12 protein-coding genes are annotated in these 13,033 nt (G+C 34.5%); 6 read left to right on the top strand and 6 right to left on the bottom strand.

The window, feature by feature from the left end; all coding sequences use genetic code 11:
- Window positions 1-76: 76 nt before the first annotated feature.
- Window positions 77-1,030 (top strand): hypothetical protein, encoded by a 954-nt coding sequence (locus tag A8B35_RS02820; protein WP_075601897.1) that lies wholly within the window; start codon window positions 77-79, stop codon window positions 1,028-1,030.
- 82 nt (window positions 1,031-1,112) lie between these two features.
- Here the strand turns inward: A8B35_RS02820 and A8B35_RS02825 are convergent, their stop codons facing one another.
- The 5 genes from A8B35_RS02825 to pruA form a co-directional block, all read right to left on the bottom strand.
- Entirely contained in the window at window positions 1,113-2,162 is a 1,050-nt protein-coding gene (locus A8B35_RS02825) for an FUSC family protein (protein ID WP_075601898.1), read from the bottom strand.
- A 174-nt stretch (window positions 2,163-2,336) separates the two neighbouring features.
- Window positions 2,337-2,870, bottom strand: a complete 534-nt coding sequence (locus A8B35_RS02830; protein ID WP_075601899.1) for a hypothetical protein — start codon at window positions 2,868-2,870, stop codon at window positions 2,337-2,339.
- A 22-nt stretch (window positions 2,871-2,892) separates the two neighbouring features.
- Entirely contained in the window at window positions 2,893-3,216 is a 324-nt protein-coding gene (locus A8B35_RS02835) for a hypothetical protein (protein ID WP_075601900.1), read from the bottom strand.
- Window positions 3,217-3,272: 56 nt separating this feature from the next.
- Entirely contained in the window at window positions 3,273-3,572 is a 300-nt protein-coding gene (locus A8B35_RS02840; protein WP_075601901.1) for an FtsB family cell division protein, read from the bottom strand.
- Window positions 3,573-3,726: 154 nt separating this feature from the next.
- Window positions 3,727-5,358 (bottom strand): L-glutamate gamma-semialdehyde dehydrogenase, encoded by a 1,632-nt coding sequence (pruA, locus tag A8B35_RS02845; protein WP_075601902.1) that lies wholly within the window; start codon window positions 5,356-5,358, stop codon window positions 3,727-3,729.
- Window positions 5,359-5,968: 610 nt separating this feature from the next.
- Here pruA and A8B35_RS02850 point away from each other — a divergent pair.
- From A8B35_RS02850 to A8B35_RS02865, 3 genes are all read left to right on the top strand, one after another.
- On the top strand, window positions 5,969-6,811 hold the full coding sequence (locus A8B35_RS02850) for a caspase family protein (RefSeq protein WP_075601903.1): 843 nt from the start codon (window positions 5,969-5,971) through the stop codon (window positions 6,809-6,811).
- Window positions 6,812-7,260: 449 nt separating this feature from the next.
- Window positions 7,261-7,494, top strand: coding sequence for a hypothetical protein (locus A8B35_RS02855; RefSeq protein ID WP_075601904.1), 234 nt, complete (start codon window positions 7,261-7,263; stop codon window positions 7,492-7,494).
- 967 nt (window positions 7,495-8,461) lie between these two features.
- Window positions 8,462-8,878, top strand: a complete 417-nt coding sequence (locus tag A8B35_RS02865; protein WP_075601906.1) for an SPASM domain-containing protein — start codon at window positions 8,462-8,464, stop codon at window positions 8,876-8,878.
- Between the two features lie 128 nt (window positions 8,879-9,006).
- Here A8B35_RS02865 and A8B35_RS02870 read toward each other — a convergent pair whose 3' ends face one another.
- Window positions 9,007-10,242 (bottom strand): type IX secretion system plug protein, encoded by a 1,236-nt coding sequence (locus A8B35_RS02870; RefSeq protein WP_075601907.1) that lies wholly within the window; start codon window positions 10,240-10,242, stop codon window positions 9,007-9,009.
- Between the two features lie 215 nt (window positions 10,243-10,457).
- Here A8B35_RS02870 and A8B35_RS02875 point away from each other — a divergent pair, with 215 nt between their 5' ends.
- Both A8B35_RS02875 and A8B35_RS02880 read left to right on the top strand, forming a co-directional pair.
- Window positions 10,458-11,807 (top strand): Na(+)-translocating NADH-quinone reductase subunit A, encoded by a 1,350-nt coding sequence (locus A8B35_RS02875; RefSeq protein WP_075601908.1) that lies wholly within the window; start codon window positions 10,458-10,460, stop codon window positions 11,805-11,807.
- 36 nt (window positions 11,808-11,843) lie between these two features.
- On the top strand, window positions 11,844-13,031 hold the full coding sequence (locus tag A8B35_RS02880) for an NADH:ubiquinone reductase (Na(+)-transporting) subunit B (protein ID WP_075601909.1): 1,188 nt from the start codon (window positions 11,844-11,846) through the stop codon (window positions 13,029-13,031).
- Window positions 13,032-13,033: the final 2 nt, after the last annotated feature.

Consider the following 13,033-nt stretch of genomic DNA (forward strand, 5'->3'; position numbering starts at 1 on the left):
TGATCGTACTTTAGTATGCTTTTTATGTTTACCATATTGTGTATATTTGTTTTACCTAAAACAAATATGACAATTTATGAAAACGTACTTATCTCTATTAATTGGAGTAATAGTCCTATTATTCCCAGTAACTCTAATTAATGCTCAAAGTAAAACAATCACCGTAGATTATAAATATAACGATGATAGAAGTATTGATTTTACTTATACTAAGAGCAAGCCTGGAACCTATTACTTAACCTTTGAGTTTACCAAGTTAGAAAACTCATCTTCAAGCCATATAATTCAGCAGAAAGTTCAAGGGGCATCAGGAACGCTGTTTACCCTTACACCTATAGATGAACAAAAAGGAATTAGTTTTGGCTATAAGTTTCATTATATTTTAGGAGATCCATATGCTAGGATTGATAAAGAATTCCCTTATTGTTTACCGTTTAAAAGCGGTAAATCCCTCAAGGTGATGGAGTCTTCATTGATAAACGAGAAATATTTTGGCGCTAAGAAATCGAAAACCTGGAAATCTTATTCGGTTCGCAGACTAAAGCAGGATACGGTTTGTTGTATGCGAAAAGGAACAGTTATTGAAATAGTTGACGAGCACAGCCCCGATTTGAGTGTGAAAAAGTCGTATACCAGTAAGCGGAATCGCATCGTAGTAGAGCACAATGATGGAACTTATGCCTCCTATAAGGGATTTGAAAAAGGGGGTATTTTTGTAGAGCTTGGACAAGTCGTTTATCCGCAAACAGATCTGGGTATTTTGTCTAAGTTTACCGAAGACTATTGTTTATTGCATTTTGCAGTTTATTATTTAAGCGATGCCGATGAGGAATTTAAGGAAGATGTTAAAATGAGTGATACTCAAAGTAGGTATCATTATTTAACACCTTACTTTATTAGCGATCGGGGTACACTTCAATTAATAAATACACACAATTATTCAGTTGTTTTAAATAATGAGATTCTAACCAAAGAGTTTACACGCAGAGAAAAAAAGAAATATACTAAAGAGCCTGAATTATTTTTATAGGATAGTGTTAATCTCAGATATTTAGAGGTTTTAGTATCCCGAGATAGGGTAACTATCTAACACGATTGAGATATCGCAGAAATCAGTGGGCACTGGTATTGCTTTTTACGATGCTGAGCACTTTTTTATCAAGTTCGTAAATTACCCACCCGCCTATTAAACCAATAATACAACCAATAATATTATCAAATAATCTGTCTATCATGCTAGCCGAACTAATGCCAACATCGGTGGCATTAAAGTCGGTTAGTAAAATAGTTAATGGCGTTATAAACATTACAGCCAAGCCATAGTTACGCGGTATTAGGTTTCCAATAATAAACTGAAGCGACATAATACCTACTATAATGGCCATGGGCGAACTAACATATAAAGATAATACCCATGCTATACCAACTCCAATACTTGTGCCTAAAACTCTATGTATACTGCGTATTTTCATATGCGAAAAGTTCACTCCTTGTAAAACGGTTAAGCAAGCTATGGGTACCCAATAAGGTTTATTTAAGTCAAAGTAAAAGGCCACATATAGCGATATCGACATAAATAAACCAACCACTAAGGATTGTTTAGCATCAAAACTACTATCAAAAGCAATGTATACTTTTGAGGGGCTATCTTCTTTTGTTCTTGTAAGAATGCTATATATAAAGGCAATAATGCAAGTGCTTATGGTACCTAATGCTACTAAACCAACCATTAAAGGCATTGTATCTGCATTTATAGGTATGCACACCATTACCGATGCAGCCATTATAAAAAAGAAACTACGTGGGTAGTGTAGCTTGTAATAGTTCGATAACCAATGTACCGCCGAGGAGTATATCCCAAAAGAAAGCACAGCAGCAATACTGTTAAAACTAAAAAGTAGTCCAATTGCCACAGACACAATCATTGTAAATGAGCATAGAAACATGCATAACATTTTGTTGGCTGTTGATAACTTATTAGGGTAGTACAAGGCTACTAAGCTTGGCATAGTTGCCATTAATCCGTATTCAAACCGATCTATAAGTAAACAAATAAGTAATGGAGTACCTATGCAGATAGCATGAAATAATGGTAAGTGCCACTCTGATTGTGCCGGTTTTAATTCAACTAAGTTTAATAGAGTTTCTTTTTTTGTTAGCATTATTAGGTGTTTAGGGTCGTAGAATAAAGGTTTCTTCAAGGTTTTATCAAACGCAGTTTATTACCAACTTAACCACAATATTTAATATAACTTACTGTAGTTAAATTGGTATAAACCCGAATGTAAATAGATAGAACTAATTTTGTATGAGTATGGTCTATTTACTAGGTAAAACTATAAATTATAGTCTTCAAACTGTATGGCTTTCGATTGTAATACGGTGTTAATATTGTTGATATCAACGGCATTAGTATTTAAAAAATCAGAAGGTACTACTACTATTTTAAAAACTTCAGTTCTTGTAGGTGCAAGCTCTGCAATATTAAAGTTGCCCTCTAAAAAGAAAGTAACATCAAAAATATCATCAAGATCCCCATCGTAACTGCTGTTAAAAACATAGTTGTATATTAATATTCTTCCATCATCTAAAAAAGTGGTTCTTGGTAAAGGGCTCCAAATATCCTCACCATTACTATGGTTTTCTAGCCTATAAGCAAGTACAGCATCCGATTCAAAAGGTCTGAACCCATTTTCGGCAAAATCAAATACAAACGAATAGCCATTTTCTGGAGTAAATTGTCCTTCGGTTTCAAATGTTGTTCCAACAAAAACATTGTCATCATTACTCGGAGGAGCATCGATAGAATCGGAGCAGGAGCTCAGAATTAGCAAAAAGCCAATTAAAAAAGTACTAATTTTATGCATCATGTGTTATATTATCTATGTATGATTAACGCGTAAATTTTCTGAAACTTACATATAAATCGAGAGTTGCAGTAATGAGAACCCCAATAATCCAATAACCTTTATTTAAAAAAATGCCAATGGTAGCAGCCAATAGCGCCAAGGCACTTACCACTAAAATACTATGTAAGCGTCTGTTTTCAAATTTACCATTTAGCATATTGTATAATCTAACTCCTAAAAACGGAATTAAACCTAGTGCAAGTATATAGGCTGCATATTCAACATCGTTAAGCTGAAATAAAATGCCAATTACAATCAATGCCATGCCAATATAATAGCTAATGGTAAGTGTTTTTATTAAGTTCATTATATGATTAATTTATTTTTTTGAATCAAGGTAAGTCAGAGGTAAATTACTTTAGTTTACTTTTCAATAATCACGAAAATATCTTCGTTTTTCTTTTTCATTAAGTATTGCTCACGGGCAAATTTTTCAAGGCTTTTAGCATTCTCCTGAATCTCGTGTAGCTTTCGTTGGTTTTGCTCAATCTCCACTATATAATGCTCCTTTTGCTGCTCCAATTCAGCAATTCTTCTCGATAATTTATACTTGTGCAAAAGGTTATTTGCATCAAAAAAACCGAGCCACACAATAAATACCACAAAGCTAATTATGTATTTATTTCGCAGGTAAGGAGGAATATTTACTTTGGGTAATTGCATAAACTAAAATATGGCTCAAAGTTAATATTTTTGCAATACTATTTTCTAGCCTCGTAAAAAAAATAAGCGCCTACCTATCTGTTAGGTAAGCGCTACTTCTATTTCTTTAATGGTATCATTAACAATTGATAATTAACCATTCGTAATTATGCTACTATTCTTTATCCAAAAACGGGTATTTAAAATCGTGAGCAGGTACAAAAGTTTCTTTTATGGTACGCGGACTTACCCAACGCATTAAGTTACTTGCCGAACCGGCCTTATCGTTAGTTCCCGATCCACGTCCACCACCAAATGGTTGCTGACCAACAACAGCACCGGTAGGTTTATCGTTTATATAAAAGTTACCCGCAGCATTGCTCAATCTTTTGGTAGCCAATTCAGCAGCATATCTATCTTGCGAGAAAATTGCTCCTGTTAAAGCATACATTGATGTGCTATCCAATATGTCCATGGTTTCTTCAAATTTGTTATCCTCATAAACATACATGGTAACTACTGGGCCAAACAATTCTTCCTCCATGGTGGCATATCTTGGGTTGGTAGTAAGAATTACCGTTGGCTCAATGAAGTAACCTTTTGATTTATCGTAATTACCACCAGCAATTATTCGTGCTTCACTGCTAACTTTGGCGGCATCAATGGCAGCAGCTAATTTATCAAACGATGCTTCATCAATAACTGCATTTATAAAGTTGCCAAAATCGGTAGGATCACCCATTTTCATTTCGGCCATCTGCGCAAGCATAGGAGCAACAATCTCTTCACTTCTGCTTTCAGGAATATATACTCTTGAAGCGGCAGAACATTTCTGTCCTTGATACTCAAAACCACCTCTTACAATTCCGGTAGCAACCGCTAAGGCATCGCACGATTTGTGTGCAATAATAAAGTCTTTACCACCTGTTTCGCCAACAATACGCGGATACGATTTATAATTGTGGATATTCTCACCAATGGTTTTCCAAATGTTTTGAAATACCTTGGTTGAACCTGTAAAGTGTATGCCCGCAAAATCGGGGTGCGATAATACTTCTTGAGCCACAACTGGACCAGATGCGTAAACCAAGTTGATAACACCATCAGGAACACCTGCTTTTATAAAAATCTCCATTAAAACCTGCGCTGAATAAACTGCTGTTTTCGATGGTTTCCAAACTACAGTATTTCCCATTAGGGCAGGGGCCATAGGTAAGTTACCAGCAATTGAGGTAAAGTTGAATGGAGTAAGTGCAAAAACAAAACCTTCTAATGGACGATATTCCACACGGTTCCACATGCCCGGTGCCGATTCTGGTTGTTCAGCATAAATATCTGTCATGTACTGCACGTTAAATCTTAAAAAATCAGCATACTCACAAGCGGCATCAATCTCGGCTTGATAAGCATTTTTACTTTGACCTAACATGGTAGCTGCATTAATCTTAGCACGGTAAGGGCCTGCAACTAGGTCTGCAGCTTTTAAAAATATAGCCGCTCTATGTTCCCAACTTAATTTAGTCCAGGCGTCTTTTGCTTTCAGCGCAGCATCAATGGCCATGTGTACATGCGTTTCATCGCCTTGGTGATAATAACCTAAACAGTGGCTGTGTTTATGTGGTGGGTGAATTGATATTTTATTGTCAGTGCGTACTTCCTTGCCGCCAATATACATAGGTATATCTAACTCAACATTCATTAGTGTACCTAAAGCTTTTTTTAATTCAGCTCTTTCAGTAGTATCCGGAGCATAGCTTAAAACTGGTTCATTTTCGGCAATGGGTACATTAAAAATTCCTTTGGGCATAATTTTATGTTTTTAAGTTATTATTTGTTCTGTTGATATCAGTTAAAATCACATCTTCCAAATTTACAAGAAGATGGCTGCTTTTTGGCTGAAATTCGTCAGTGTTTTGATTGTTAGGAGTATGAGATAAATCAGATATTCGTTAAGATTTGTTTTAAATAAGCATTTTGTAATCTCACTTCTGAAAAAATAGGAGTGGGGTTTTATACTATTGTACTGCTATTTATTTATCAGAGCGGTAATAATAATTCTACTAGTGCTATAGGGTGAATGATTAAGCAATTATTTTTTCACACAGTAAGCTATGTTTAAAGTAAGATATGACTTGTTAATCTTATTTTAAAAGATATTCAACCCCTTTTTTTTAGTGTTAATTCAGAGTTGTGTTGTTGTTTTATTGTATTTGGGGTTGAAAAATGGGGTCTTGTTTTTTAAACTCCGAAAAAATAAGAGTGACGGTTTGTAATTTAGCATCCACAAATAATTCTTAATGGAGAGGGGTGTTGAAAATTATTTCCAATAGAATACACAAATATATATTTATATACAATCACCTAAATAAGGTGTAATTAATCACACAAATCAATATTATTTATTAAAACAAAACACTATGAAATTGAAAAATTATTTTAGAGCTGCTTTTATGGCAGTGGTTGTTATGGCCTCATTACAAAGTTGTAATAAAGAGGATGAGGTAAAACCCGAAAAAGAAGAAGCTACCTTTAGTGTAAGACCTGATTTTGCGACATTAGATACAAGGCCTAGTGATATAATATCTGCAAGTCAAGTTACTGGTGAATTTACAAAACCAGTTGAATTGAGTAATTTAAAAGGTACTGGTAAATACGCTTTAGTTATTGGTATATCAGATTATAATGGTAACTCTAGTGACCTTCAGTATTGTGATGATGATGCGGTTGATTGGTATTATCGTTTGCAAAAAGAGGGTTATTCAATTAGGTATTTGCTAGATGGTAACGCAACTTCTGAAAATATTCAAAGTGAAGTAAATTATTTAGCAAGTCTATCAAAATCTGGAAATGAAATTGCTTTCTGTTATTCAGGTCACGGTAGTGCTGGTAATATTATATCTTCTGATTTTGACTATATAAGTTATTCATGGTTTAAAAGAACTTTTGCTAACTCTACAAGTAGTAAAATGATGTTTTGTTTTGATGCTTGTCAAATTGGAGACATGAAGGCTTTAGATGCTTCCGGTCGAATTGTTGCTGTAGCATCAAACGAAAGTGTTTATGCATATGATGGTACTTCTGATATGAAAAATGGAGTGTTTACGTACTACATGATGAAGGGTTTTGATAGCAAAGGATACAAATACCTTGAAGAAGATTGTGAATATGCCATTGATAATATGGAAAAATGGGGATATAACAATGGTTTAACTGTAGTTCCATCTTATGTAGATTCATATTCAGGAAAATTTGATTTATAATAATAGAGTGAAGGAAAGATATAACTAATTGCTGGTTATATCTTTCTTTTTAAAAGCATTGTAGTAATGTGTATTGATTGAGGTTATGTCTTACTTTGTGTCTTCTATTTCAATAATATGGTTGATATCTCAGTCTTAATTATTGCCTTGAAAAGCTAAAGTTCTCTTCGGAATGCATTATTATATATTATTATAGGTTGATAAACCAATAATAATATATCCATCAGAAGTTTTTTTTAGAGTCATTTCTATAGATGAATTTAAATTCATGATTAATTACATTTATAATATCATCAAGGTATTTGTACATTGTATTACATAATACAAGTTGAGCCTCATTTAGTAAGCTGTATTATTATAATCTTTATTTCTGTTTTTTTTTAAAGTGAATTTTATAGTTAAGCTATTTTGCTTGCTCTATAATTGATTTAATTAAACTATTGCCCAATATGAATTTTTTACAAAGAAGTGCCTGTCTAGAACGTATGCATCAGTTAATACGATTGAATGCCACAGGAAACCCAAAGCAATTAGCCACAACTTTAGGGTTAAGTGAAAGTGCCCTTTACGATTTGCTAAAAATAGCAAAAGAATTAGGTGCAGATATTGAATTTTGCAATACACGAAATAGCTACATATATAAAGTACCCGTTGAACTCCAATTTGGTTATACTCTAGTTTAGATATTTTTTTACTACGGAAAAATCGGTATCCATTGTTGATAAAGGCTTCGTAGTTGCTAAGCTAGATGCACCTTTATTAAGTGCATTTGTAAATGTAACCTCCATGAGTAAAGATATGAGTGCACCTATTACATTGCGTACTTATGCTTTTCAGCTTGATAAAATAGTTGGTGCAATAACGATAGTAAAGCATTGGCAGGACATGAGGTCTATAACAAATGTTTAATGGTATATAGCCTAATGAAAAACGCTGCTAGCATGGGCCACCCTGAAGCCAAAGAAAAAGTGAATGAGTTAAAGAAGCGATTTCCTCATACATGATCATAAACATCTATAGTAGAATAAGCATATGATGTTTTTGGTATAAAAATTTTCTGGGTTATTGAAACAATAATCTAGCTCATAAACTCAAAAGTCTAATGATTTGTCAGGCCATTGTATCAAATTCATAGGGTGTTCTGGTAAAAAGGTAGTACGTTCTAGGTTCAACCAAGAGCTTTTGCTTAGAATCATAGAACAATGACTGATTGACCTGCATTAATTTATGCGAAACTGACAATGCTTAAGCTTTACAATAGAAAAACAGTCCTTAATATAGACTCCCTCAGAGTTGTTAGAGTTGATCTTTAAACTAAAAATATTGATATAAGTTAGCCTCTACTATAATACTTTTAATAATTGAGAAATCTAATTTATAATTACTTCAGTAAAAGATATGCTTTAAGCATTTTATGCTTGGAGAAACTGACGAAAGCAGAATTTTTAGCGTAAAACCAAACTGGGAAAAAGATCGAATATTCTTTTACACTCATGACAAATTGTTTACTCAAAAAAACTGCTTTTTCACGAATTGATAATTGCGATACATACATTTTGGTAGTTTGCCAAGTAGGATTTTCGGAAGATTTGTAATCTAATTTATTAAGAGGAGTAATCACAGACGAATTTAATAATAGGAGGTTTAGATATGGATTTACAAGATGCATTAAAAAAGATTCAATTTAGTGAGAAATTGACTAACAATTTCATACAAAACTCTAAAAAAATTCCTGTATATCAAGGACTTAATGGAGATGTTTATCCGTGTCATGTTTTATCGAATAAAGAATTTAAACTTGGAAATAGCTTAACTGATAAGTTGGAGCAAATAATTGATAGAGCAAGTATTAGTAAGTTTAGAACAAAATCAACAGAGATAGAACAATGTAGCTCTTGTCATTTTGTATTAACTTGTCACTCTGGATGTAGAGCAGACGCTTATTTTAATGAGAATACATTTAATAAGCCAGATAGTATGTGTGAAACTTTATTTAAATTTCAGGTAAATAACATTATACAAGGCCGAACAGGTAAGCGTGTACAGGATGTCAATTATGCGATTTAGTGTGTCTCTAAAAAATATGAGGAGTAATTTAAAGAGGTGATTGTATATTAGACTCATTTGAAGGAAGGTTTTTACCTTAATCTTACGATAAATTTTTTCACAAATCACCTTCCTTCAAATGAGTTTCTTTAATTCACTGTTGGCTTCAGTGAATTGGTTTGTCTGATGCCCACAATTCTATCGTAGTTATCACCAATGCCTCTATAATACATTATTATTAAATAATCGTTTTCCGTTTGGCCGTGCGACCCTTCAAATGGTGCTACAGTGGCACTTCTGCTATCGTTGGCTTTATAGGCAAACATGTAATTGTAAAAACCTTGTTTTAGCATCATGCGCAATTCGTATGTTTTCGTCATAAAGTTGTAGGTCATCTTACTGTTTTCGTTCATTTCCCAGTTACTCAAGCCACCAATCACATAAATGTCGCCACCTACCATGGGTTCACTGCGAGGTAGGTTAAAGTGTACCATTACATAGTCCGCTTCCAATTCAGGGTCGCGGTCTTCTTGCACTTCAACAACATACCTTCCGTTAAAATCGTTTCTAAAAAAATAAGAGGCATCGTATAATATAGGGTCCGGCACCATTTCAACATGATAAAACGGATCGTGAAAAGTAATATCCTTTATTCTATCGCTCTGAAAGCGTATACTTCTAATGTCGAGCCATCGGTATTCGTTGCCGCCCTCAAACATTAATTCACGATTGTAATTGTATACCAACTCATTGTTTTTAATAAACTGAGGTTGAATATTCTCCAAGGCATTATCGCTGCGCTGATTTTGCATAATGGTCATTTTTACCTCCTGCAGCGGATTCGAAATACCAAAGTTTGGATGCTGTACAGTAACACTAATTTCCTGCATTGCCTTACGCAATTCTGCATTTACAGCATACTTCACTTGTGGGAATATATCAACGCGTTGTTCAACAACCATAAAACGCCATGTAAGCACAGGATGCTCCACATCAAAATCTTCATATATTTTAATAATGTAGTTGCCCGAGTAGCGTATTTTAAAATCATCATTCGGGAATTTAAGATTGTAATGTACGTAGTCAATGGAGGTATTAAATGAAAACTGATAGTCTAAAACTGGGTTCTGATTATTGCCAATAATGTATTCAGATTCCATTAGCAGCGAAGGTTCCCAATTGGCATCGCACAGTTCAATAGAATAATTGTAGCTTTTGGTATCCGAATCTAATTCGTCAAACGATAGTTCAAGGTTTTCATTTTTGTTTAAAGTTAAGATGGGGTAAGAGTGTGCCCAACCTTCTTTATGCAATTGAACAGTTCTAATATTTGTATTAAAAGCTTTGTTAGTTGCAACCTGACCAAAAGAGCAAAGCGGTGCCATGCAAAGGCAGAATATTGTAAATATAAAGTGTCGTATCATCTTATTTGTGAGTATAGTTGTGTGTCGAAAAATGGGAAATATTAATCATAATGGTAAATAACTGGTATAAAAAGTTCAAGTTTACAGAAAAATTTCTCTAATAGATGATTAATCTCAAGGTTAAGTTATAATTTATTGTATTTTTGCATCAAAATTTAAAAAACTTTTTTTCAAACATGTCAGACATAATTAGAATAAAAAGAGGTCTCGATATTCGGCTTTTAGGTAAGGCCGAAAAAGTTTTCGGTCAGCCCGAAACACCGGAACTCTTTGCTGTCAGACCAACTGAATTTCCAGGATTGGTTCCTAAGTTGGCGGTAAAGCCTGGCGACAAAGTTAAAGCAGGAACGCCCTTGTTTTATGACAAGTATCGTACCGATGTTAAGTTTGTTTCTCCAGTAAGTGGAGAAGTTCAGGTAGTGAACCGTGGAGAGCGAAGACGCATTTTAGAGGTAGTTGTTAAAAGCGACAATGCTAATTCAGCTGAGGATTTTGGTACTATCAACGTAGCATCAGCTAAACGCGAAGAGATTATTGAGAAATTACTAGCTTCAGGTCTTTGGCCATTTGTAAAACAACGTCCTTACAACGTAATTGCAAATCCGTCGGATACACCTAAAGCTATTTTTGTTTCAGCATTCGACTCGTCTCCTTTGGCTCCAGATTACGACTTTATAGTTGAAGGTCAGGAAAAAGAATTTCAAGCAGGTATCGAAGCTTTATCAAAATTAACAGAAGGATCTGTTAATATTGGAGTAAACAACGAAGCAGCATCAAAAGTCTTTACTTCGGTAAAAGGCGCTAAAGTAACTGCATTCGAAGGTCCTCACCCAGCAGGTAATGTAGGTGTGCAAATTCATCATGTTAGTCCTATTAACAAAGGTGAAGTAGTTTGGACAGTTCAGCCACAAGAAGTCATTTCTATTGGTAAATTAGTATTAGAAGGTGTTTATGATGCTTCACGTGTTATTGCATTAACTGGTTCTGAGCTTGATAAAACTTGTTACATCAAAACTAAAGTTGGCGCTAACATCAAAAACTATGTTGATGGTAACGTTAAAGAAGGTAATCTTCGTTACATCAGTGGTAATGTATTAACTGGTGAAAACATTGGTGCTGATGGTTATTTAGGATCATATGCTTCTCAAATTACAGTAATCCCTGAAGGTGATGTAGCTGAGTTTATGGGATGGGCTGCTCCTGGATTAAACAAGTTTAGCGTTTCTCGTACTTTCTTTACTTGGTTATGCGGTAAAAAAGAGTTCCAACTCAACGCAAACTTAAACGGAGGTCGTAGAGCAATCATTATGTCTGGTCAATACGATAAAGTATTACCAATGGATATTCTTCCAGAATTCTTATTAAAAGCAATTCTTACTGAGGATATTGATAAGATGGAGCAATTAGGAATTTACGAATTAGCTGAAGAAGATTTAGCACTTTGTGAATTTGTTTGTACTTCAAAAACTGAAGTTCAAAAAATACTTCGTCAGGGTATTGGTTTGATGATTAAAGAAATGAGCTAGCTCATTTAATAGATTTGTAAAATATTAATAATCATAATGAAAGCATTAAGAAATTTTTTAGATAATATCAAACCCAACTTTGAAAAAGGTGGGAAGTTTGAAAAGTTACACTCTACATTCGATGCTTTTGAAACCTTATTATTTGTACCAGATCACACTTCAAAGAGTGGTACGCACATTCACGATGGTATTGATTCGAAAAGAACAATGGCAATGGTGGTATTGGCGTTAGTACCTGCTTTGTTGTTTGGTATATATAATACAGGATTTCAACATTTCTTAGCGTTAGGTACAGAAGCTTCCTTTTGGGAGATGATTGGTTATGGAGCATTAAAAGTGCTTCCGCTAGTTATTGTTTCTTACGGTGTAGGACTTGGAGTAGAGTTTATGTTTGCGCAAATTCGCGGACATGAGGTACAAGAGGGATTCCTGGTATCAGGTATGTTAATTCCTTTAATTGTACCAGCCGACATTCCTTTATGGATGGTGGCTGTAGCAACTGTTTTTGCAGTAGTAATTGGTAAAGAGGTTTTTGGTGGTACAGGTATGAATATCTGGAATCCTGCATTAATTGCTCGTGCCTTTTTATTCTTTGCATATCCGTCAAAAATGTCTGGTGACCTTATTTGGGTTTCAGGTATGAGTAAAGGCGAAGGTATTGTAGATGGTTTTTCTGGAGCAACTGCTTTAGGTGAAGCTGCAGTACTTAAGTCAGGAGAAGGTTTAGGAAGATTAGCAGATGGTGGCGCTTACGATCTTTGGAATAGTTTTATTGGACTAATACCAGGGTCAATTGGCGAAACTAGTACATTGGCTATTTTATTGGGTGCTGTAATATTATTAATTACAGGTATTGCCAACTGGAAAATTATGCTTAGCGTATTTGCTGGTGGTTACATCATGGCATTAGGGTTTAATGCTATTGGAGTTAACGAATTAATGAATGTACCTGCACTACACCAATTGTGTTTAGGTGGATTTGCTTTCGGTGCTGTATTTATGGCTACTGATCCTGTATCAGGAGCAAGAACAGAACAAGGTAAATGGATTTATGGATTCTTAATTGGAGTATTCGCAATTCTTATTCGCGTATTCAATCCAGCGTATCCAGAGGGTGTTATGTTAGCAATATTGTTAATGAATACTTTTGCTCCATTAATTGACCACGGGTTCGTTCAAAGTAATATTAAACGCCGTTTAAAAAGGGCTAAGGTTAACGCTTAATC

Source organism: Saccharicrinis aurantiacus (genome assembly GCF_001660705.2).
Taxonomy (GTDB): Bacteria; Bacteroidota; Bacteroidia; order Bacteroidales; family Marinilabiliaceae; genus Saccharicrinis; species Saccharicrinis aurantiacus.

Coding starts and splice junctions, on each gene's coding strand:
- A8B35_RS02820 (WP_075601897.1), top strand. CDS start 77: ATGAAAACGTACTTATCTCTATTAATTGGAGTAATAGTCCTATTATTC.
- A8B35_RS02825 (WP_075601898.1), bottom strand. CDS start 2,162: ATGCTAACAAAAAAAGAAACTCTATTAAACTTAGTTGAATTAAAACCG.
- A8B35_RS02830 (WP_075601899.1), bottom strand. CDS start 2,870: ATGATGCATAAAATTAGTACTTTTTTAATTGGCTTTTTGCTAATTCTG.
- A8B35_RS02835 (WP_075601900.1), bottom strand. CDS start 3,216: ATGAACTTAATAAAAACACTTACCATTAGCTATTATATTGGCATGGCA.
- A8B35_RS02840 (WP_075601901.1), bottom strand. CDS start 3,572: ATGCAATTACCCAAAGTAAATATTCCTCCTTACCTGCGAAATAAATAC.
- pruA (WP_075601902.1), bottom strand. CDS start 5,358: ATGCCCAAAGGAATTTTTAATGTACCCATTGCCGAAAATGAACCAGTT.
- A8B35_RS02850 (WP_075601903.1), top strand. CDS start 5,969: ATGAAATTGAAAAATTATTTTAGAGCTGCTTTTATGGCAGTGGTTGTT.
- A8B35_RS02855 (WP_075601904.1), top strand. CDS start 7,261: ATGAATTTTTTACAAAGAAGTGCCTGTCTAGAACGTATGCATCAGTTA.
- A8B35_RS02865 (WP_075601906.1), top strand. CDS start 8,462: ATGGATTTACAAGATGCATTAAAAAAGATTCAATTTAGTGAGAAATTG.
- A8B35_RS02870 (WP_075601907.1), bottom strand. CDS start 10,242: ATGGCACCGCTTTGCTCTTTTGGTCAGGTTGCAACTAACAAAGCTTTT.
- A8B35_RS02875 (WP_075601908.1), top strand. CDS start 10,458: ATGTCAGACATAATTAGAATAAAAAGAGGTCTCGATATTCGGCTTTTA.
- A8B35_RS02880 (WP_075601909.1), top strand. CDS start 11,844: ATGAAAGCATTAAGAAATTTTTTAGATAATATCAAACCCAACTTTGAA.